This window comes from Actinocrinis sp., from assembly GCF_035605935.1.
GTDB lineage: Bacteria > Actinomycetota > Actinomycetes > Streptomycetales > Catenulisporaceae > Actinocrinis.
Genome location: NZ_DATNGK010000257.1, coordinates 1 through 21,694, shown reverse-complemented (window position 1 = coordinate 21,694; position 21,694 = coordinate 1). Strand labels below are relative to the sequence as shown.

Annotated in this window: 18 protein-coding genes and 1 tRNA gene; 12 read left to right on the top strand and 7 right to left on the bottom strand. The window is 69.2% G+C overall.

Annotated elements, in window-relative coordinates:
• The first annotated feature begins 58 nt into the window (after positions 1-58).
• Positions 59-1,084, top strand: coding sequence for a 4-hydroxy-3-methylbut-2-enyl diphosphate reductase (locus VN779_RS20325; RefSeq protein WP_325725720.1), 1,026 nt, complete (start codon positions 59-61; stop codon positions 1,082-1,084).
• 49 nt (positions 1,085-1,133) lie between these two features.
• Here VN779_RS20325 and VN779_RS20320 read toward each other — a convergent pair whose 3' ends face one another.
• A complete protein-coding gene (locus VN779_RS20320) occupies positions 1,134-1,769 on the bottom strand; it encodes a DUF6542 domain-containing protein (RefSeq protein WP_325725718.1) in 636 nt (211 codons plus the stop codon).
• Positions 1,770-1,905: 136 nt separating this feature from the next.
• Positions 1,906-3,075, bottom strand: a complete 1,170-nt coding sequence (locus VN779_RS20315; RefSeq protein ID WP_325725716.1) for a DNA recombination protein RmuC — start codon at positions 3,073-3,075, stop codon at positions 1,906-1,908.
• 51 nt (positions 3,076-3,126) lie between these two features.
• Here VN779_RS20315 and ychF point away from each other — a divergent pair, with 51 nt between their 5' ends.
• Positions 3,127-4,200, top strand: a complete 1,074-nt coding sequence (gene ychF, locus VN779_RS20310) for a redox-regulated ATPase YchF (RefSeq protein ID WP_325725714.1) — start codon at positions 3,127-3,129, stop codon at positions 4,198-4,200.
• A 58-nt stretch (positions 4,201-4,258) separates the two neighbouring features.
• Here the strand turns inward: ychF and VN779_RS20305 are convergent, their stop codons facing one another.
• Together VN779_RS20305 and VN779_RS20300 are read right to left on the bottom strand one after the other, a co-directional pair.
• Positions 4,259-5,827 (bottom strand): protein kinase domain-containing protein, encoded by a 1,569-nt coding sequence (locus tag VN779_RS20305; protein WP_325725712.1) that lies wholly within the window; start codon positions 5,825-5,827, stop codon positions 4,259-4,261.
• A 104-nt stretch (positions 5,828-5,931) separates the two neighbouring features.
• The gene (locus VN779_RS20300; protein WP_414639729.1) at positions 5,932-7,278 is read right to left on the bottom strand and encodes a pyridoxal phosphate-dependent decarboxylase family protein; all 1,347 of its coding nucleotides are present in this window, start codon (positions 7,276-7,278) and stop codon (positions 5,932-5,934) included.
• A gap of 293 nt (positions 7,279-7,571) precedes the next feature.
• On the opposite strand from VN779_RS20300, the gene VN779_RS20295 reads away from it, so the two are divergent.
• Both VN779_RS20295 and VN779_RS20290 read left to right on the top strand, forming a co-directional pair.
• Entirely contained in the window at positions 7,572-8,009 is a 438-nt protein-coding gene (locus VN779_RS20295) for a (deoxy)nucleoside triphosphate pyrophosphohydrolase (protein WP_325725708.1), read from the top strand.
• A 79-nt stretch (positions 8,010-8,088) separates the two neighbouring features.
• Entirely contained in the window at positions 8,089-10,476 is a 2,388-nt protein-coding gene (locus tag VN779_RS20290; RefSeq protein WP_325725706.1) for a SpoIIE family protein phosphatase, read from the top strand.
• Positions 10,477-10,497: 21 nt separating this feature from the next.
• Here VN779_RS20290 and VN779_RS20285 read toward each other — a convergent pair whose 3' ends face one another.
• Positions 10,498-12,987, bottom strand: coding sequence for a DNA topoisomerase IV subunit A (locus tag VN779_RS20285; protein WP_325725704.1), 2,490 nt, complete (start codon positions 12,985-12,987; stop codon positions 10,498-10,500).
• A 299-nt stretch (positions 12,988-13,286) separates the two neighbouring features.
• Between VN779_RS20285 and VN779_RS20280 the strand changes: the two genes are divergently transcribed.
• The 3 genes from VN779_RS20280 to VN779_RS20270 are packed head-to-tail and all read left to right on the top strand — an operon-like array spanning position 13,287 to position 16,026.
• Positions 13,287-13,913, top strand: a complete 627-nt coding sequence (locus tag VN779_RS20280; RefSeq protein ID WP_325725703.1) for a DUF5998 family protein — start codon at positions 13,287-13,289, stop codon at positions 13,911-13,913.
• Positions 13,852-15,114: an alkaline phosphatase family protein gene (locus VN779_RS20275; protein ID WP_325725702.1), complete on the top strand. Its 1,263-nt coding sequence runs from the start codon at positions 13,852-13,854 to the stop codon at positions 15,112-15,114. Before VN779_RS20280 ends, VN779_RS20275 begins: the two co-directional genes overlap by 62 nt.
• Positions 15,115-15,120: 6 nt before the next feature.
• Positions 15,121-16,026: a sulfurtransferase gene (locus VN779_RS20270; RefSeq protein ID WP_325725701.1), complete on the top strand. Its 906-nt coding sequence runs from the start codon at positions 15,121-15,123 to the stop codon at positions 16,024-16,026.
• Positions 16,027-16,049: 23 nt separating this feature from the next.
• Here the strand turns inward: VN779_RS20270 and VN779_RS20265 are convergent, their stop codons facing one another.
• A complete protein-coding gene (locus tag VN779_RS20265; RefSeq protein ID WP_325725699.1) occupies positions 16,050-17,594 on the bottom strand; it encodes a zinc-dependent metalloprotease in 1,545 nt (514 codons plus the stop codon).
• Positions 17,595-17,791: 197 nt separating this feature from the next.
• Here VN779_RS20265 and VN779_RS20260 point away from each other — a divergent pair, with 197 nt between their 5' ends.
• The 4 genes from VN779_RS20260 (at position 17,792) to VN779_RS20245 (ending at position 20,769) form a co-directional block, all read left to right on the top strand.
• Positions 17,792-18,886, top strand: a complete 1,095-nt coding sequence (locus VN779_RS20260; protein ID WP_325725697.1) for an NAD-dependent epimerase/dehydratase family protein — start codon at positions 17,792-17,794, stop codon at positions 18,884-18,886.
• Between the two features lie 40 nt (positions 18,887-18,926).
• A complete protein-coding gene (locus VN779_RS20255) occupies positions 18,927-19,397 on the top strand; it encodes a molybdenum cofactor biosynthesis protein MoaE (RefSeq protein ID WP_325725695.1) in 471 nt (156 codons plus the stop codon).
• Between the two features lie 16 nt (positions 19,398-19,413).
• Positions 19,414-19,614 carry a hypothetical protein gene (locus VN779_RS20250; protein ID WP_325725693.1) on the top strand — a complete coding sequence of 67 codons (201 nt, stop codon included), beginning with the start codon at positions 19,414-19,416 and terminating at the stop codon, positions 19,612-19,614.
• A gap of 99 nt (positions 19,615-19,713) precedes the next feature.
• Entirely contained in the window at positions 19,714-20,769 is a 1,056-nt protein-coding gene (locus VN779_RS20245; RefSeq protein ID WP_325725691.1) for a YlbL family protein, read from the top strand.
• A 92-nt stretch (positions 20,770-20,861) separates the two neighbouring features.
• On the opposite strand, the gene VN779_RS20240 is transcribed toward VN779_RS20245, so the two are convergent.
• Entirely contained in the window at positions 20,862-21,428 is a 567-nt protein-coding gene (locus tag VN779_RS20240) for a PPA1309 family protein (protein WP_325725689.1), read from the bottom strand.
• Between the two features lie 176 nt (positions 21,429-21,604).
• On the opposite strand from VN779_RS20240, the gene VN779_RS20235 reads away from it, so the two are divergent.
• Positions 21,605-21,678 (top strand) — tRNA-Met (locus tag VN779_RS20235).
• Positions 21,679-21,694 lie beyond the last annotated feature (16 nt).

Sequence of the window (21,694 nt, the reverse complement as noted above, 5' to 3'; positions counted from 1 at the left end):
GTAAAGATCGGCTCTCCCGCTCTGGGGCGCCCACGGCGTCCGCGAATACCATAGAGACATGGTCACCGCCTCCGGTTCCACCCCGGCCACCTCAGTGTCCGACTCCGCCTCGAGCGCAGCCCCTGCCGACGCCCCGCAGCGCAAGCGGGTCCTGCTCGCCGCGCCGCGCGGCTACTGCGCGGGCGTGGACCGCGCGGTCCAGACCGTCGAACGGGCGCTCGAGCAATACGGCGCGCCGGTTTACGTGCGCAAGCAGATCGTGCACAACAAGCACGTCGTGCAGACGCTTGAGGAGCGCGGCGCGGTCTTCGTCGAGGAGAACGAGGAGGTGCCCGAGGGCGCGATCGTGATCTTCTCGGCGCATGGCGTCGCCCCAGAGGTGCACGACCAGGCGTCGCGGCGCAGCCTCAAGACCATCGACGCGACCTGCCCGCTGGTGACCAAGGTGCACAAGGAGGCAGTGCGCTTCGCCGACGAGGGCTACGACATCCTGCTCATCGGCCACGAGGGCCACGAGGAGGTCATCGGCACCACCGGCGAGGCCCCCGAGCACATCAAGCTGGTGGACGGCCCCGAGGGCGTCGCGGACGTCGAGGTGCGCGACCCGTCCCGGGTGGCCTGGCTCTCCCAGACCACGCTGTCGGTGGACGAGACCGAGCAGACCGTCGCCAAGCTGCGCGAGCGCTTCCCGCTGCTGATCGACCCGCCGTCGGACGACATCTGCTATGCGACGCAGAACCGGCAGGTCGCGGTCAAGCGCATCGCCGCGCAGTCCGACCTGCTGATCGTGGTCGGCTCGACCAACTCCTCCAACTCGGTGCGGCTGGTCGAGGTGGCGCTGGAAGCCGGAGCGCGGTCGGCTTATCTGATCGATCGCGCCGAGGAAATCGACCCGGCCTGGTTCGAGGGCGTGACTACCGTCGGCCTCACCTCGGGCGCGTCGGTCCCGGAGGAGCTAGTGCAGGGCGTGCTGGCGCTGCTCGCCGAGCGCGGATACACCGACGTGGAAGAGGTCCGCTCCGCGCAGGAGAAGCTGCTGTTCGCGCTTCCGCATGAATTGCGGCGCAACCTCAACGACGGCTGACGCAGCTTCGCGTCGGTGAATCTGGACTCGGCCGCCGTCTGACGCAGCGTCAGCGCCGGAACGGCAGCCTGCGCGCGAGCACGATGCACAGCGCCAGTGCGGTACCGGAGAAGACCGCGCGCGCCTTGTACGCGAGCAGCTCCAGCATCGTCGCGACGGTTCCCATCAGCCCGGAGCCCATGTCGTGCGGCGAGAAGGTCGCGACGAGCATCAGTCCCACCGCGAACGCGAGCGGCGGGCCGACCACGGCCGAGTACCAGTCGGATCGTCGTACCTTCATTGCCGAGTAGGCGCTGCCGACCAGGAACAATCCGATAATGCACCAAGCGGCCGTACTGACCAGAAGTAGGTCTAGCGCCGCGCCGATGAGGCAGGCGCCGACGAGGACGATCGATACGCCGAACGCAGTAAGCGGCGCGCTCCCGGCCAGTGGGCGGGCGAGCGCTGGCGGCGGCTGCTGACGGGCAGCTGCTCCGTGGACCGGCTGCGAGCGCGAGCCAGAACCGGTGCGCTGGCCCACGCCGCTCGGCCAGGACGGCATCGAGCTCGGCGGCCGCCGCACCAGTCCCCGAGAGCCGTCACCGGGCCGCTGAGCGTTCGGGTCGGCGGCGTGCCGGGCGACCGGCTCCGGACGCCACACGCGTCCCTCAGAGGATCCATGGTCGGCCGCCGGGTGCTGGCTCATACGCGTCACGGTACGAACCGCCGTTGACCGCGCGCTGCTGCCACGCCCGCCGGTCACTCGTCTGGATGATGCGCCGCCTCGGGCGCATCAGAACCCGTCTACCTGCACGAATGCGGCCTCTCGCGCGGGCCGTGCGTTACGGCGTCATCCGATCGGACGAGGCACGCGGCGTCAAGCCGCCGGGAGCGCTCGGCAGCGGCAGTAGCGAGTCCAGCGAGCTGGGGGAGCGGGGCGCGGTGTCCAGGTGCCGCGGCGTCTCCGGCGCGGTCTCGCCGACGCCGAGGTCGTGCAGCCGCCGTGCCGCGACGAGTACTCGCGAGTCGAGCGACCCGACCGCCCGGTTGTACGCCGCGACCGCGCTGCCGAGCGACCCGCCGAGCCGGTCGACGTGCCCGGCCAGCACCCCGATCCGATCGTACAAATCCCGGCCGAGGTCGATGACCGTACGAGCCTCCGCGGCAAGCGTGTCCTGAGACCACGCGTACGCAACGGTACGTAGCAACGTGATGAGTGTGGTCGGCGAGGCGAGCATCACGCGCCGCTCCGCCGCGTACTCCAGCAGGTTCGAATCAGCTTCGAGTGCGTAGGACAGGAACGCCTCGCCAGGCACGAAGAGCACCACGAACTCGGGCGTCGAAGCACCGATCGAGTTGAGCCGCTTCCAGTAAGCCCGCGAACCCAACTGTTCGACGTGCGCCCTCAGCTGCCGCGCGTGTGCCCTTAGCCGATCCGCGCGGATCTCTTCGTCCCGCGCCTCCGCGGCCTCCAGGAACGCACCGAGCGGCACCTTGGCGTCCACCACGACGTGCTTCCCGCCGGCCAGGCGGACGACCAGGTCCGGCCGTGCCGCGCCCTCGTCCCCGTCGACCGCGGCGCCAACCACCAGCTGCTCGGTGAAGTCGCACCGATCCACCATCCCGGCCAATTCCACCGCGCGCCGCAGATGAAGCTCGCCCCAGCGGCCCCGCACCTGTGGTGCTCGCAACGCGGTGACCAGCGCGGCGGTCTGCCCGCGCAGCTCCTCGCCAGTCGTGCGCACGTCCTCGATCTGCCGGGCCAGCGCGGCCTGCGCCGAGCTGCGCTCCCGCTCGATCTCGCGCAGCCGGTCGTCCAGGTGCCGCAGCGACTCCTGAATGGGCCGGCCGACCTGCGCGAACTGCTGATCGGCCAAGCCCAGCAGCCGGTCGGTCGACCGGTCCAGCGCCTCGGCGGAGGGGCCGCGGCCCCGCCCGCGTTCCCAGAGCACGCCCAGCGCGAGGCCAAGGGCGAGCCCGATCAACAGCAGCACCAGCTCTCCAGGGTTCACGAACAACATCGTGGGAGTTAGCACTGACAGGGACAACTAGACTTGCCGTCCATGGCCCTGCAGATCGGAATCGTCGGCCTGCCGAACGTCGGCAAGTCGACCCTCTTCAACGCGCTGACCAAGAACGACGTGCTCGCCGCGAACTACCCGTTCGCCACGATCGAGCCGAACGTCGGGGTGGTGGGCGTGCCCGATCCCCGGCTCGCCGTGCTCGGCGCGCTGTTCAAGTCGGAGCGGATCGTCCCCGCCACGGTGTCCTTCGTGGACATCGCCGGGATCGTGCGCGGCGCCTCCGAGGGTGAGGGCCTGGGCAACAAGTTCCTCGCCAACATCCGCGAGGCCGATGCGATCTGCCAGGTCATCAGGGTGTTCACCGACCCGGACGTGCACCATGTGGACGGCAAGGTGAACCCGCGCGGCGACCTGGAGACGATCAACACCGAGCTGATTCTGGCCGACCTGCAGACCATCGAGAAGGCCCTTCCGCGTCTGCAGAAGGAGGCGCGGATGGCGAAGGAGAAGCAGCCCGTCGTCGCCGCGATCGAGCAGGCCAAGAAGGTGCTCGACGAGGGCACCACGGTCTACGCCGCCGGCCTCGACCCCGCACCGCTGCGCGAACTGCACTTGCTCACCGCCAAGCCGTTCATCTACGTGTTCAACGTTGACGAGGACGAGCTGACGAACGATCAGCTCAAAGCGGAGATGCGCGCACTCGTCGCCCCCGCCGAGGCGGTGTTCCTCGACGCGAAGATCGAGTCCGAGCTGATCGAGCTGCCCGACGATGAGGCGCTCGAACTGCTGCAGAGCATGGGCCAGGAGGAATCCGGGATCACCCAGCTGGCGCGGGTCGGCTTCGACACTCTGGGCCTGCAGACGTACCTGACGGCCGGTCCGAAGGAATCGCGCGCCTGGACGATCCGCAAGGGCGCCACCGCGCCCGAGGCGGCCGGCGTCATCCACACCGACTTCCAGCGCGGCTTCATCAAGGCCGAGGTGGTCTCGTTCCAGGACTTGGTGGACGCGGGCTCCGTAGCCGAGGCACGCTCTCGCGGCAAGGCGCGCATCGAGGGCAAGGACTATGTGATGGCGGACGGCGACGTCGTCGAGTTCCGCTTCAACGTCTGAGCCGGGCTGCTGCGTCTGCCCGATCCGGATCTGCGTGTTCTGCATCGGCGCGCGGCCGCTATCGGTTAGACGCCACCAAAAAGGAAATGAAGACCGCCCAGCCGCACAGCAGCACGCCCGACACGATCGTCGCCGCCAGCGACTGCCCGTGCCCCACACCGGTTTTGCGTGCCTTGGATAAGCCGACTCCGCCCAAGGGCAGCGCGACGACGAGTAGGCAAGGCGCGACGAATCCCACCAGCGAGAGCACGAGAGCGGCGACAGCAATGCCGTTGCTCGGCGGGGGAGCCTGATACGGATAGCCGTAGGGGGCCGCAGGCGCCGAATGCGGAGGGTAAGACGGCGGCGCGTAGGGCTGCGAGGGTCCGGTTCGGACACCGTATGGCGGCGATGGATAGGACGGCGGCTGCGGCAGGCGGTGCGGTAACGAATCCGGCCCGGATCGCGGGGGAGCGCTGCTGAACGGCGGGCCCGAGTAGGAGCCGTTCGAGTTCTGACCCGAACGTGAACCCGGATGAGGACCGCTCGGTTGCCGCTGCGGCTGCCGTGGTGGCTGAGCGTGCTGCGGTGGCATGTTCTGGCGCGGCGGAGCGCTGGGGCGTGGCGGAGCGCTTGGCTGTGGCGATGCGCTCGAGTACGACGGCCCACTCGGCTGCGGCGGGGCAAGCGGCGCGAATGACGATGAAGGCTGCGGCGACGAGGCGGGCGCCTGATGCGGTGTGAGGCCTGCCGCGGAATCCTTGTTCAGCGCGTCCGTCGCCTGCGCCAAGATGTCCGCGACGACGGCCGTAGGCAGCCAGCCCGGAAGCGGTCGCTCGCCTGGGTGCGCCTCCAGGACGTACACGACGTCAGCTGTGGTCGGCCGCAGATGCGGATCATCGGCGAAGCAACGGCGCACCAGATCGGTCAGTCCGTCCGGCAGCGCCGGGTCCATTACCGGCCCGATTCCCATGGCCCGCGCGTACTGCTCCTGCGCGCCGCCGCGCCCATACGGGCCCGTGGTGGTTGCCGCGTAGTGCAAGACAGCGCCGAGCGAGAATATGTCCGAGGCTGTGCTGAAGTCGCCGTAGCCCAGCTGCTCCGGCGCCATGTAGGGCGGCGATCCGCTCACCATCCCGGTCTTGGTCAAGGCAGCTTCGCTCACGCCGCGCGCGATGCCGAAGTCGATCACCTTCGGTCCGGCTGCGGTAAGCAGCACGTTGGCCGGCTTCAGATCCCGGTGTACCAGACCGACAGCGTGTATCGCCGCGACTGCCTTAGCGACGCAGACCCCGAGGATACGCACCGAATCTGCGGGTAGCGGCCCGAAGCGGCGTACCGCGTCCTCGACGGATATGCCCGGGACGTACGCGGTAGCGAGCCAGGGCGTCGCGCCGTCCGGATCCGCGTCCACGACCTCGGCGATGTACTCGTCGCGCACCTTGAGCGCCGCGGCCACCTCATGCGAGAACCGCGTGCGGAACTCAGCGTCGGCGAGAAGTTCGCCGTGGACGGTCTTCACCGCGACGGTTCGACCAGTCCGCTCGGAACGGCCCAGGTACACCCGGCCCATTCCACCCCGCCCCAGCCTGGCGACCAGCCGGAACGGTCCAATTCGGGCGGGATCGCCCGACGCGAGCGGCTCCATGACCCTCCCCCAGCGTGTGGAGGGTATTGAATCGCGCTGCATCGGGGCGTCGCAACAACGCCTGTAACAGACTTCGGCGCACTACCGTGCCAAACGACGCCCTATCAGACCGTATCGAGGATTTCTTCGACCATTGCGGTGGTCGTACCGGGATGCAAGAAAGCGAATCTTGCTACTGTCTCGCCCTCCCAACTGGTCGGCGTGACGAAGGCGACCTGCCCCGCTAGAAGCCGCCGTGACCACGCGTAGTACTCCTCCGGGCCCCAGCCCTTGCGGCGGAAGAGGACCGCGGACAGCTCAGGCTCGCGGATCAGTTCCAGATCGGGGTGACGGCGGATCAGATCGGCGGTCTCCCGAGCGGTGGAAAGCGCCGCCTCTACGGCGTCTCGGTACGCATTGGTCCCGTGCACGGCAAGCGAGAACCACAGCGGGAGCCCTCGCGCGCGTCGGGTCAGGTGGTACGCATAGTCGGTTGGGTTCCACTCCTCCGGCGCATCCGTATGGATCACGTCGAGGTACGAGGCGTCCTGTGTGTGTACCGACTTCGCCAGCTGCGGTTGCCGATAAAGCACCGCAGCGCAGTCGAAGGGCGCGAACAGCCACTTGTGCGGATCGACGACGAACGAGTCCGCGTGCTCGATCCCGTCGTACTTCGCCCGCACGCTGGGCGCGAAGAGCCCCGCTCCGCCATACGCGCCGTCTACGTGAAACCAGAGATCGAAGTCGCTCGCCGCCGCCGCGAGCCCGGCCAGGTCGTCCACGATGCCCGCGTTCGTCGTACCGGCCGTCGCTACTACTCCGATCACCGGAGCGCCGTCGGTGTCACGCGCCAACGCCGCCCGCAGATCGGCACCCGTGAACCGGTGGTCCGTCGTCGGAACGACGAGCGCTTCGACGCCGATGATGCGCAGGGTGTTGGTGACCGAGGAGTGCGCCTGGTCACTCACTGCGAACCGGACTCGGTCGTACGGCCCGAGACCTCGCTTGCGCCGCGCCGTGTCCCGCGCGACGACGAGCGCGGACAGATTCCCCGCCGAGCCACCGGTGACGAAGCATCCCCCGGCGCTCGACGGCATACCGGCCAGATCCGCGATCAGCCGCAGCACCTGGTTCTCGGCCGCGATCGCGCCCGCTGCCTCAAGCCAGGAGATGCCTTGCAGAGAGGCGCACGAAACCACCATGTCGAAGAGCAGCGCGGCCTTGGTCGGCGCGGCGGGGATGAAGGAGAGGAAGCGCGGGCTGTCGCAGGAGATGACGGCCGGAGCGAGTTGTTCCGCGTAGATGGAGAGGACTTGCGCGGGATCGTGCCCGTGCGCCGTCAGTAGGCCGGAGAGCGCGTTCTCGAGCTTCGTGCGTTCGCCGGGGTGGTCCAGCGGCACCGGATCGAGCTGCAAGCGCTCGCGCATGTAGTCGAAAACCAGGTCGGCTAGGCGTGCGTCGTATGTGTGCATTCGCTGCTGTGCGGCCTCGTGCATGGTCCTGAGTATGCGGCGGGTTGTTCGGGCCGTCGAGTAGGGCGTTCGCAAAGATAAGGCTGTTCAGCGGCACTATTCTTGCAATAAAGCGCGCATGAGGCGCCGAATTAGCGGCGTTCTATTGCGTGCGCTCGCAAGAGATCACGCCGCCCGTCACGGTGTGCGCTGACCGTGTCGCGTGGCGTGGCGAATGTGGTGTGCATCACTCCAAGCCGAGTGGCTGCCGACTCCCGGCGAGCGCCCGGCGGCTACGTGGGACGATGGCCGGCATGCAGCAGGAAAGTGTGCGCGTCGTCGTCGCGGCGGTGATCGAGCGGGATGGGCTGATCCTGGCGGCCAGGCGCACCGGGCCGCCGGACTTGGCCGGCCAGTGGGAGTTCCCTGGCGGCAAGGTCGAACCGGGCGAGGGTGATATCGCGGCCCTGATTCGCGAGTGCGTCGAGGAGATCGGCGTGCGGATCGCGGTAGGGGAGCGGATTGGTCCCGAATACGCGATCGCGGGCGGCGCGATGGTCGTCCGGACCTTCCTGGCCGCGATCGAAGCGGGAGAGCCGGAGCCGCAGCTGCGCGGGAGCCACGACGCCCTGGCGTGGGTGCGGCCGGGAACGGCCGAAGCGCGCGCGCTGCCGTGGCTGGAAGGCGATCTGCTGATTTTGGCTGCCTTGGACGAGCGGACCGCCGCTGGCGGCGTCATCCGAGTGGCCTAACTCGGTCGCCGATCAATATAAAGATCATACTTTCCGGGAAGGAGTCGGGGCAGCCAGCTCTCGATTCCCAGGACCGTACATGCCCGCAGCCTTCGACCGTTCGAAGAGCGCCAGCACCGACCCCGAGGCCGACGCCGCGTTGCGCACAGTCATCGGGGCCGAATACGGCCGAAGCCTCACTCAGCTCGCCGCCGCGGCCCTGGATCCACGGCACATCGAAGTCGAGCGGGCGCTGTTCGAGACACTCTTCGACCAAGTCCCGGTCGGCATCGCGATCTACGACACAGAGCGCCGCTATCTGCTGGTCAATCAGGCCTTCGCCGACTACAACGGCATCGCGGCCCGCGAGCACGTCGGCCTGCGCCCCGAGGACGTGAATCCGGGCCTGCGCCACACCGTCCCGCTGCTGCAACAGCGCGTCCTCGACACCGGCGAACCGGTCGTGGACATGCTGATCAAGGCGGCGACCCGAGCCACCGAGCCGGGCGGCTGGCAGTACTGGTCCATCTCGTACGCCAGGCTCCAGACCGAGGAAGGCCGGGTCCTCGGGCTGACCGCCGTCGCGACGGACGTGACTGAACGTCAGAAAGCCTCCGAGCGCGAGAGGCTGGCGCACGAACGCACCGCGCTGTTGAACGCGGCGAACTCCCGCGTCGGCGCGTCGCTGGATATCGACCGGATCGCCGCGACTCTCGCCGACGTCGCCGTTCCCGACTTCTGTGACGCGGCCACGGTGTACCTCCTGCACGCCGGGCAAAAGTCAGGCCGCGCCAGCACCGGGGCGAAGCCGGTGACAGCCATCGCGTACTCGACGCTGTCGCTCAGCGATTCCGCGAAAGAGGCGCTGCGCATGCACGCCGTCGCGACGCGCGGCCGCACTGATGCCCCCGCCACCAGCCCCGGCACGAGGTCACAGACGAGGCGCTCACGGCTGCGCGGAAGCAGCCGCAGCCTTCCGCCGATAGAACCCGGTACCGCGCTCTACGAGTGCATCGCGAGCGGCCGTTCGCAGTTCCTCGCTCTGGATGAGTCCGGCGACCATGCCTCGCACGCGCCTGAAGCCAACAGGCAGGGCGAGGACGCACAGGACGATCCTGATTCGGAGCGCAGCATCGTCGCTCCGCTGAAAGCACGCGGATCACTTCTCGGCGCGGTCCGCTTTGCACGCGCGAAACAACGGGACGCATTCACGCTGGTCGATCTCGAAACCGCTGAAGAGCTCGCCTCGCACGCCGCGGTCGCTATGGACAACGCGCGGCTGTACATGCGCGAGCGCGATACCGCACTGATGCTGCAACGGTCCTTGATGCCGCAGCAGTTCGACGCGGTAGACGGCGCACAGGTCGCGTTCCGGTACCGGCCCGGCGCGGCCGGCGCGCAGGTCGGTGGCGACTGGTGTGACGTGATCCCGCTGCCCTGCCGCCGCGTCGCGTTCGTCGTCGGGGACGTGATGGGCAGCGGACTGTCGGCCGCCGGAATAATGACCCAATTCCGCACCGCGGCGCGCACCCTCGCGCAGTTGGACTTGAGCCCGGCGCTGGTGCTGCGGGAACTGGACGAACTAGGCCGCTCGATGAGCGAGTCACACCTCGCGACCTGCATCTACGCGGTCTATGACCCGGTCGTCGGGGAGTGCGTGATGGCCTCGGCCGGCCATCCACCGCCGGTGCTGGCCACCTCAGGCGGCGGAGCGGAGCTGATCGAACTGTCCCCCGGCGCTCCGCTCGGCGTCGGCGGTCAGCGTTTCGAGGAACGCGTGCTGACCATCGATCCCGGCTGCGCGCTCGCGCTCTACACCGATGGACTGGTCGAAGGCCGGGACCGGGACATCGAGAGCGGAATCGACGAACTGCTCGGCGCGATATCGAAGTCCGCGCCGGTCGGGCTGGGCTCGACGGCCGACGCGAGCGGCGGCGATGCCGGGAGCAGAAGCGCGAGCGCCGTGGCCGACGGCCGCCTTGAAGCCGCCTGCGACGCGGCCTTCGAGGCGCTGATCGGACCGCATCGCAGCGACGATGCGACGCTGCTGATCGCCTCGCTCGGCCGGTTCCCCGAGGACCAGGTCGCCTCCTGGGTGCTGACCAGCCAGCCGACCGTCGCCGCCCGCGCCCGGGAACTGGTGCGCCGCTGTCTGCACGAGTGGTCCGCCGAGGACGCGGCGGCCAAGGCGGACGACAGCGGCCTTTCACCGCTCGACGCAGACGTGGCCGACGTCGTCGAACTACTCGTCAGCGAACTGGTCACCAATGCGCTGCGATACGGCCGGGGCCCCATCGGACTGCGGCTGCTGCGCGGCGCCGCCACGGTGGTGTGCGAAGTCTCCGACGAACTCGAGGCGGCACCGCGCCTGCGTACCGTGCAGCACGGAGAGGAAGGCGGCCGCGGCCTTTACCTGGTCGATCAGCTCTCGCTGACCTGGGGCACCCGGACGACCGCACACGGGAAAATCGTCTGGTTCGAGGTCTGACCGCCGGGTGCCCCAGCGTACTTAAATCCCTGGAGCCACCACGGCGATCGGCTTGCGCAGCGGGGTACCCGAGCCGTCGCGACGCTGGTCGAGCGGCGGCAGATCCACCGGATTACCCGCCTCGTCAGCCGCCCGTGCCGGGGTCGCGCCCGCCCACGCGAAGACCAGCGTGTCCTCGCCGTGCAGGAACCGCTGGCAGCGCACGCCGCCCGTGGCCCGGCCCTTCGACGGGTAAAGCTGATAGGGCGTCGCCTTGGCGTTGCCAGCACTCGTACCTGGCAGCGCGCCGCTGGATCCAGCCACGGTCACCACGAGCGCGTCCTGCTCCGGATCCACCGCGGCGAACGCGAGCACCGAAGCGCCCTCCGACAGCTTGATCCCGGCCATGCCGCTGGCCGGACGACCCTGCGGACGCACCTGATCCGCGGCGAACTTCAACAGCTGCGCGTCCGTGGTCAGGAACACCAGGTCCTCCTGGCCGGTGCGCAGCTCGGCCGCGCCGACCACCCGGTCGCCCTCCTTGAGGGTGATCATCTCGAACTCGTCCTTGTTCGCGGGGAAGTCCGGCACAACCCGCTTGACCACGCCCTGCAGCGTGCCCAGCGCGACGCCGGGGGATTGCGCGTCAAGCGTCGAGAGGCACAGCGCCTTCTCGTCCGCCGCCAGATCAACGAACTCGGACACCGGCACGCCGCCGGCCAGGTTCGGCTGTCCCGCGGTCACCGGCAGTGCGGGCAGATCGATGACCGAAACCCGCACCAGCCGGCCCGCCGAGGTCAGCACCCCGAAGTCGCCGCGCAGCGTCCCGGACATCGCCGAGACGATCGCGTCGTGCTTCGCTCGCGGCCCGGCCGCCTCCACACCGCTGCCAGCAGAGTCGCTATCGTCCGCAGTGCCCGCGCCCTGCGGCAGCGCGATCCGGGCGAGCAGCCCGGTGGAGGAAAGCATCACCCGGCACGGCGCGTCCTCGACCTCAAGCGGCACCGAGGCGGCCACCGGCGCGTCAGCGGCCTCGAGCAGCGTGGTGCGCCGCGGCGTGCTGAAGTCTTTCGCCACCTTCGCCAGCTCCTCCGAGACCGTCCGGCGCAGCAGCGCGTCCGACTCCAGGATCGCGGTCAGCTCGGCGATCTCCCTGGCCAGCTTCTCCTTCTCGCTCTCCAGCTCCAGCCGGTCGAACCGGGTCAGCCGGCGCAGCGGGGTGTCCAGGATGTAGTTCGCCTGAATCTCCGTCAGCTCGAACTGCGACATCAGCCGCTCGCGCGCGTTCGCCGCGTTCTCCGAGGTGCGGATCGTCTGGATCACCGCGTCGATGTTCAGCAGCGCGATCAGCAGGCCGTCGACCAGGTGCATTCGGTCCAAGCGCTTGCGCCTGCGGAACTCGCTGCGCCGCCGCACCACCTCGAAGCGGTGGTCCAGGTAGACCTCGAGCAGTTCCTTCAGGCCCAGGGTGAGCGGCTGCCCGTCCACCAGCGCCACGTTGTTGATGCCGAAGGACTCCTCGAGCGGGGTCAGCTTGTACAGCTGCTCCAGGATCGCCTCGGGGTTGAACCCGTTCTTGACCTCGATGACCAGACGCAGCCCGTTGGTCCGGTCGGTCAGGTCCTTCAAGTCCGAGATGCCGAGGATCTTCTTGCTCTGCACCAGCTCCTTGACCTTGGCGATCACGCGCTCCGGGCCGACGTTGTACGGCAGCTCGGTGACCACGATGCCCTTGCGCCGGTTAGGCAGCGTCTCCACGTGCGCGGTCGCCCGCATCCGGAACACGCCGCGACCGGACTCGTAGGCATCCCGCACGCCGTCGAGCCCGACGATCCGGCCGCCGGTCGGCAGGTCCGGGCCGGGCACGATCCGCATCAGCTCCTCGAGCGAGGCCTCCGGCTTCTTGATCAGGTGCCTGGCCGCCGCGATCACCTCGCCGAGGTTGTGCGGCGGCATGTTCGTCGCCATCCCGACCGCGATCCCGGCCGCGCCGTTGACCAGCAGGTTCGGGTACGCGGCCGGCAGCACCTCCGGCTCGGTCTCCTGGCCGTCGTAGTTCGGGCCGAAGTCGACCGTGTCCTCGTCGATGTCCGCGGTCATCAGCAGCGAGGCCGGGGTCAGCCGCGCCTCGGTGTACCGCATCGCGGCCGGCGGGTCGTCATTGCCGAGCGAGCCGAAGTTTCCATGCCCGTCGACCAGCGGCACCCGCATCGAGAACGGTTGCGCCATCCGCACCAGCGTGTCGTAGATCGGCCCATCGCCGTGCGGGTGCAGCCGGCCCATCACCTCGCCGACCACGCGCGCCGACTTCACGAAGCCGCGGTCGGGCCGCAGCCCCATCTCGTTCATCTGGTACAGCACCCGGCGGTGCACCGGCTTCAGCCCGTCGCGGGCGTCCGGCAGCGCGCGCGAGTAGATGACCGAGTAGGAGTACTCCAGGTAGGAGTTGGACATCTCCTCGGTCACGTCGATCTCGACGATCCGTTCCTCGAACGGCTCGTCAGTCTCCGGGGGTGCGCTGCGGCGGGCCATGGCTGCGCTGCTCCTGTACCTGTCGGCTGTGCTGTGTTTGGTCGGGCTGTCTCGGGCCGTGCTGTCTCGGACTGGGCTGCTTCGGGGCGTTCTGTCCTGACCGGCTGCGTGTAACTGTCAACCGTCGTCAGCGGATCGTGCCGCCGCCGACTCTGCGGCCGCGGCGCGAATCCTCTCATTGTGCGGCACCCATTCTCCCGCCGGGCACCGACAGAACCGCGCGGATCCGGCCACGACGCCCGGAAACCGGCCGCGACCCGATGTGCGCGCCCGAGCCTCGGCAGTGCGAGGATTGGCCTATGCCCCAGAGAACCGACTCCGGCGCCCTCGACCCAGGTCTGCGCGCCTCCATCGAGCGCAGCGGCTATTACCCGGCGCTGGTCGCCGAGGCGGTCGAGACCGCGCTCGGCGGCGAACCGGTCATCAGCCATCTGGTCCACCAGGAGACGACCTTCGACGCCGAGGAGGTGCGCCGCCACGTCACCGTGCTCGCGCTGACCCAACGGCGCCTCGTGGTCGGCCACACCGACGAGCACGGCACCGAGCCGGAACTCGACGGAGTGGACTCGCAGGTGGGCTCGTACGCTTCCACCTCGACCGAGACCGTGCGGCTCGACCGGGTATCAACGGTCGTCGTCACCAGGGTCGTGGATGATCCGGCGAAGCATGTGAAGGGCACGCTCCCGCGCGAGGTCGTGCTTACCGTCGGCTGGGGTGCGGTGGGCAGAGTGGACCTCGAACCGGCCAACTGTGGTGACCCGCACTGCGAGGCAGACCACGGGTATACCGGCACTGTCACGGGCGACGACCTGTCGCTGAGGGTGTCCACCGGTGCGGACGGCCCGGATGCGGTACGCATGACGCTTGAGTTCGCTCAGGCGCTCGCGGCTGCCACCGTCGAACTCGGCTCAGCTGGACGCGGGTAGCGGCGTGGACGCGGGGGCGGCCGACGGGGAGGCCGGGTTCGACTACCCGGCTTACGGCTCGGGCGCACTATGTGACGTGCTGCCCGCGATCGGCGCCGCGCTCGGCGTGTCCGCGTCCGCGTCGATGACCACGACCGCTGATCTGTGGGAACTGCATCCGGTCCGGCGCGCATGCCTGTTCCTGGTCGACGGAATGGGCAGCGAGCTGATCCTCAAGAACGCCGACGCGGCTCCTTACCTCGCGGCGCTGTTGCAGAACGGACCGCAGGGCATCGGACCGCAGGGCATCGGCCGCACGCTCACCGCCGGCTTCCCCTCCACGACCTCCACCTCGCTCTCCTCGATCGGCACCGGCCTGCCGCCCGGCGCGCACGGGATGCTCGGCTACAAGCTCATGGTGCCGGGCACCGGGAAGTTGATGAACTTCCTGAAATGGGATCAGGACGTGGATCCGCTGCAGTGGCAGCCGCAGGAGACGATGTTCGAACGGCTGCGCCGGGCCGGGGTCGCGGTCACGCACGTCTCCTCTCCGCGCTTCGCCGAGTCCGGCCTGACCCGCTCGGTGTTCCGGGGGGCCCGCTTCTGCGGGGCGGAGCCGCCAGACGTGCGGGCTGAGCGGGCCCTGCAGGCGCTTGAGGAGCCCGACCCGGCCCTCGTTTACCTCTATTATTCGGATCTTGATTTCGTAGGACATGCGACGGGCGTCGGCTCACAGGCCTGGCGCGACCAGCTCGGCTACGTCGATGCGTTGGTGCAGTGGCTCGCCGAGCGGCTGCCGCAGGACTCGTCGCTCTATGTGATCGCGGATCACGGCATGCTTGATGTGCCCGTGGAGCATCGCATCGACGCGGACACCGACTGGGAGTTGCGGGCCGGTGTCGCCTTGCTCGGCGGCGAGGCGCGGGCTCGACACGTATACGCACACTCCGGCGCGGAGCGCGACGTGCTGGCGATCTGGTCCGAGCGCCTCGACGGTGTCGCGGCCGTGCGCTCCCGCGAGGATGCCATCGCCGAGGGCTGGTTCGGTTCCGGCGTGGATCCAAGCATGCGCGACCGGATCGGCGACGTGGTGGTCGCGATGCGCGGGGACTGGGCGGTGGTCGCGTCCGAGCGCGAGGTGGTCGAGACCCGGCTGATCGGCATGCACGGTTCGATGACCGCGGCCGAACGGCTGGTTCCCCTGCTGGAAGTGCGAGGATGAGGTGATATGGCCCCTGAATCCGTAGACCGCGCGCCGCTGATCTCCATCGAACGGCTCGCCGAACAGCTCGGCGTGGGCAAGGCTGCGGCGCCGAGTGGGACCGTGACGCTGCTTGACGTGCGCTGGTCACTGGCCGGTCCGCCGGGACGCGACCTCTACGCCGCCGGTCACATCCCGGGCGCGCGCTTCGTCGACCTCGATCACCAGCTCGCCGGACCGCACGGGCCAAGCGGCGCAGGAGGCCGTCATCCGCTGCCCAGCACAGAGGACTTTCAGGCCGCGATGCGATCGCTGGGCGTATCGGATGACCGGCCAGTCGTCGTGTACGACGCGGCTGACGCGACGGCAGCGGCGCGTGCGTGGTGGTTGTTGCGGTACTTCAGCCACTCCGACGTAAAGGTGCTCGACGGCGGATACGCCGCATGGTCGGCGGCCGGCCTGCCAACGGTCTCCGGCGAGGCGCCGGGCACCTCCGAACTCGGCGCCGCGACCGGCACAGGGAACTTCATCGCGGTACCGGGCGCAATGCCGGTCATCGACGCCGACGCAGCCGCCAAGCTCGCGATCGAGGGAGTGCTGCTCGACGCGCGCGCCGCGGCCAGGTTCCGCGGCGACGTGGAGCCGATCGACCCGGTCGCTGGGCACATCCCTGGCGCGGTCAGCGCGCCGACCCGCGACAACGTCGGACCGGACGACCGGTTCCTGCCGTCGGAGATCCTGCGTACCCGCTTCGCTTCGCTGGGCGCCAACGGGATGAACGGCCGCGAGGTCGGCGTGTACTGCGGATCAGGGGTCACCGCCGCGCACGAGGTGCTCGCGCTTGAGCTGTCCGGAATCAGAGCCGCGCTTTACCCGGGCTCATGGTCGGATTGGATTACCAATCCGAACCGGCCCGTCAGCACGGGGGAATGAACGCCGCGGAATGAGCACCGGGGTCACTCCCCGCCCTTCTCCTCCTCGCCCGACTTCTTCTCGTTCTCGTCCTCGTTGAACATGTCGGCCAGCCCTGACATGTCGATCTCGTCGCGGTGCACAAAACCGTCCGGGTCGTCCAGGTCCTCCGCGGTCGGCAGCAGATCCGGATGCGCCCAGAGGTCGTCACGCCCGTCGATGCCGCGCGCGTCCCCGAGCGAAGCCCACAGCCGGGACGCATCGCGCAACCGCCGCGGCCGCATCTCCAGACCGACCAGTGCCGAGAAGGTCTGCTCCGCGGGCCCGCCGGAAGCCCGGCGGCGCCGCAGCGTCTCACGCAGCGCGGCCGCATGTGGCAGGTTCGGTGCGGCCGCCGCGTTGACCACTGCGTCCACCCAACCCTCGGTCAGCGCCAGGATCGTCTCCAGCCTCGCCAGCGCGGCCCGCTGCTGCGGATTGTCAGGTGCGGTGAAGGTGATGCCTTCCTCGAACACGCTCTGTAGGTCGGCCAGACCTTCGGGGGACTGCGCGTTGCGCATCAGCTCCTCGATGCGGCTCTGATCCACGGTGATCCCGCGCGCGTACGCCTCAACCGCGCCCAGGACGTGCGCCTTGAGCCACGGCACGTGCGCGAACAGGCGGTGATAGGCGACCTCACGCATCGCCAGGTACAGCCGCACCTCGGTCGCCGGGATCTCCAGCCCCGCGCTGAACGCCGTGACGTTCGCCGGCAACAGCACCGCCTTGCCGTCCGGGCCGAGCGGAAGGCCGATGTCCGAGGAGCCGAGCACCTCGGTGGCCAGCTGCGCCAGCGCCGTGCCGACCTGATGCCCGAACAGCGAGCCGCCCATCTGCCGCACGATCCCGGTGATCGGTGCGGCGGCTCCGGCCGCGGCTTCCGGAAGCAGTCCGCTCATCGCACCGGTCATCCGCTCCGCCACCGGCTCGACCAGCTGCTTCCAGACCGGCAGCGTCTTCTCGATCCACTCGGCGCGGCTCCAGGCCAGCGCCCCGGTAGTGCCGGCCGGCAGCGCGGTCGCCTCGTCGAGCCAATGTTCGGCGAGCCGCACCGCGTCCTCGATCGGGCCCAGCTCGCCGGAGGTCGGCGTCGGATCCGGCTGTGAAGCGGACACCGTGCGCGCGACGTCCCGGGCCAGCGCCCAGTTCACCGGGCCCTCGCCGCTGTTCATCAGCGACTGGATGCGGCCCATCATCATCATGAGCATCTGCGGGTCGAAGCCGGGCATCTGCTGGCCGAGCCCCGCGGCGAACTTGGACAGCGACTCGCCCATGTCCCCGCCCGCCGCGCCGCCGAGACCGAGCGCGCCGAGCAGGCCGGCCAGCGGGTTCGCCCCGGCCTCCGCGCCACCCGCGCCCTGCTGTGCGCTCGCCTCCGGCTGTTCTTGACCGCCACGTTCGGCCTGCTCACCAGCTGACCGTTGCTGCGCCTCGGTCTCCTCGCGCTCGACGTCGGCACCGAGGCCCTCCAGCCCCTTGACGATGTCCTCGAACGGCACCGGCTCCGGCTCGTCCCCGCCCGGTGGGAAACTTTCTGGGTGGTCGTTCACGTCGAACCTCTAGACAATCGTCCACACTGGAGAGGAACCCCCGGGGCGGCCGCGCCTGACGCGGCGCGCACGAGAAGCGTGTTCACGGGAAGCACGGCCACTCAATCACTCGGGGATCACGCACTCTACGGATAGAACAGACTTTACGGTGAACGGAGTGTCCCGTCCCCTCACCTAGTAACCATCGGAGTGTGCCTGTGAGTTCCCCGGCAGAAGGCGGACGGCGCCGTTCGGCGCGACTCACCGTAGCGGTCACCGGCGCGGCCGACGTGATCGGCGCGGCGGTGGCGGTGCGCCTGGCCGGTCACGAGGGCGTACGCAAAGCCGTGGCGCTCGATACCCGCAGGCTGGACGTGCCGGGCGTGGTGTTCCGGCAGGCGGATGTACGTGATCCGGGCCTGACCGAACGGCTCGGGGACGTAGACGTCGTCATCCACGCGGACATCGACACGTCACCTGACACCGACACCAAGGCGCGTACCGCTTGGAACGTGCGCGGTACGCAGACCGTGCTCACTGCCGCAGCGGCCGCTGGCGTAAGCCGGGTCGTGCTCTTCACGAGTGCCGTTGTCTACGGCGCCTACCCGGATAACCCCGTACCGCTCGCCGAAGACGCACCGTTGCGCGCGGTACCCGACGGCTCGCTCGTCGGCGATTATCTGGAAATCGAACGATTGGCGGAACGCGCCCCGAAGGCACATCCCGGCCTTTCGGTCACCGTCCTGCGTCCCGCGGTGCTGACCGGCCCCGGCGTGGACACCGTGTTCACCCGCCACTTCGAGGCCCCCCGGCTGCTCGTGGTCAAGGATTCCGAGCCGTGCTGGCAGTTCTGCCACATCGAGGACCTGGCCTCCGGCCTCGTGCACGCCGCGCTGAGCGAGATTGACGGCCCGCTCGCGGTCGGCAGCGAGGGCTGGCTCGGGCAGCAGGAGGTCGAGGAGATCTCTGGCATGCGCCGCATGGAACTGCCCGAGACGCTGGCCATCGGCGCCGCCGAACGCCTGCACCGCCTACACCTGACCCCGGCCCCCGCGACCGATCTGCAGTACGTCATGCACCCGTGGGCGGTCTCCACCGAGAAGCTCAAGGCCACCGGCTGGCTGCCGCAGTTCAGCAACGCCGAGGCGTTCCAGGCGCTGCTGGTCGAGATCGAGGGCCACCATGCCGCGTTGTCTCGCCGCCTCGGCAAGAAGGACGCGGCGGCAGGCCTCGGTGCGGCCGGAGCCACTGTCGCGCTGGTCGGCACCGCCGCCCTGGTGCGCCGTGCCCGCAAGAAGCGCCGCGCCACCTGACCCGCCGCCTGTAAGCGCCCCAATTCGAGATGATGATCTTATGAGCCCCGACCCAATCACCCTCGACGACGAGGTGACCGTGACTGACCCCGTCCGCCTCATCGACGTACGCGACACGCCGCTGTCCGTGGACGAGGTGCTGCGCGCCGTCACTGACCGCCACGCCGGCGGCATCGACCTGTTCATCGGCGCCGTGCGCGACCACACCCCGGAACGCCCGGGGGAGCAGGTCACCGAGCTCGAATACTCCGCTCATCCCACCGCGCGCGAACAACTTCTCGAGGTTGCGCGCAAGGTCGCCGCAGACCATCCAGGCACGGCCCTGGCCGCAGTACATCGCATCGGAACCCTTCGCGTCGGTGACCTTGCGGTCGTCGTCGCGGCATCCGCCGCGCACCGAGCCGAGGCGTTCGCTGCGTGTAGGGCACTGATCGACACCCTCAAGGCACAGGTACCGATCTGGAAGCGGGAGGAGTTCCGGGACGGCTCCCACACCTGGGTCGGAATTTGATCTAGGCTGCCGATCCGTGCTCTCGATCCTGGTCTGGTGGGCCATCCCGGCGGTCGCGGTCGTCGTGGCGGCTATTGTGGCGGCCACCGCGCGACGGGTCCGGCGTGCCCGTGAGGACGTCGGCACCCTGCACCGCTACCAGCGGGCGCGCGAAGTCCTCGCCCGCACGCAGCGGCCCGCGCCGCCCCAGCGCTCGACCGTCTCCACGATCGATTAATCGCGCCGATCCCGCTGCCGCACCGCCTCCCCTCCACCGCGCCTGCCGTTCCCCCCTCCCGCACGCACGCCCGCAGAATCGTGCATTAGGGTCGTTCACATGCCGCGCCGACGCACTGTCACGCTCGCTGTCTCAGGAGCCCTTCTCGCCGCTTTCGGGATCGGCGTGTACTTCCAGCCGGTGCCCTACGCGGAGATGACCCCCGGGCCGACCTTCGACACGCTCGGCTCATATCAGGGCACGCCGCTGATCACGGTAACCGGCCGCCAGACGTACAAGACCGATGGCGAACTGCGCATGGTGACGGTCGGCGTGTCGAGCCAGGACTACCAGATGCCGCTCGGCACAGCCCTGGTCGGATGGCTCAGCTCGGATCAGGCGATTGTGCCCAAGGAGACGATCTACCCGCCAGGCACGACGCAGCAGCAGAGCGACCAAGAGAACGCGGTGGCGTTCACTGACTCGCAGGATGCGGCAATCACGGCTGCCCTTAGCGCCCTAGACATCAAGCCCACGGGCAGCGAAGCCGTCATCGCTTCGGTGACTTCGGGCACGCCCGCGGACGGCAAGCTTCAGGCCGGCGACATCATCAAGTCGATCAACGGCACAGCGATCAAGAGCGGTGGCGACAGCGGGCTGGCCCTCGTGCAGAACGTGATCCAGAGGGTGACGCCCGGTCAGCAAGTCACCTTCGTCGTCTCGCGCGGCACCAAGGAACAGACGATTGTCACGAGCACGACCAAGAACAGCAAGGGCAAGGCAGTCGTCGGCTTCTCGGTGGAGAGCGAGAACTCCTTCCCGTTCGACGTGAGCATCCAGCTCAACGGGGTCGGCGGCCCGAGCGCCGGCATGATGTTCGCGCTCGGCATCATCGACAAGCTCACCCCTGGCGGCGACCTGTCCGGCGGCAAGATCGTCGCGGGCACGGGCACGATCGACGCGTCCGGGAACGTCGGCGCGATCGGCGGCATCCAGATGAAGACGATCGGGGCGCGCCGCGACGGAGCCACCGTGTTCCTCGCCCCGGCGGACAACTGCGCCGACGCGAAGGCGAACCTGCCGTCCGGCCTCGAGCTGGCGAAGGTCTCGACCCTCCAGGACGCGCTCACCGCGCTGGCAGACGTCCGCGCGGGCAAGACCCCGCCGAGCTGCTGATCCGCCGTCAGCTCGCCTGGTTTCCGCCCGCAACCTCACAACCAGTCAGTTAGTCAGTCAGTCCGTCCGGCGCCCTGCACGGCCCGCCCGCCTCAATCCAGCAACGTCTCCGCCAACGCCTCTTCAAGATTCGGCACGAGCCCAGGCCCCGACAGCACTTCGTCATCGGCATCGCGCGACCGAAGCCTGAGCGCGCAGTCCCGTGAGCCGTCCCGCAGCACGCCCACGGCGATCCGCACCTCTTGCCGCTGCGGATGGGCAGCCACCCACGCGTCCAGGTCTACCCCGGAGCCGTCGGCAGGCATCCCGCCCTCGGCGTCCGGAGGCAGCATCACGCGCTCGACCACCAAAGCGGCCCCGTCCACGGTCTCCGGCCACGCGATGCCGGCCAGCGCCTCGTCGAGAGCCTTCTGGCCCGGAAAGTCCTCCTGCTCGATCGACGTGTAAGCCCGCAGCGGTGACAGTCCCTCGACCTCCAGGGTCTCCGGCGCCAGCGCGGCGGCCAACCGCGGCTCGGCCCTGATGAGAGCCGCGGTATCCGCCAGCGCGAACAGCCGAGGCCCCTGGTCCCAGCCGTCGCGGGAGACGTGCTGCTCCAGTTCGATCAGCGACTGCGTCAGCGCGGCGTTCATGGCGGCCGAGGCCTTCCCGTTCTCCATGCGCCCATTCTCCCCGACGCGGGACCCCGCAGACCACCACGCCGGGCACGCCACCGAGCCGAGCCCCGACCAGCGCAAACGCCCCGCGTATGGCAGCGTTCTTCCGCTCGTTGGCCGCTTCGAGCTATCCGATTTGCTTCTGCGGTGACCTTCGACCTACAGTAGAGACACACCGACGCGGGGTGGAGCAGCTCGGTAGCTCGCTGGGCTCATAACCCAGAGGTCGCAGGTTCAAATCCTGTCCCCGCTACACAGGTCAGAGGCCC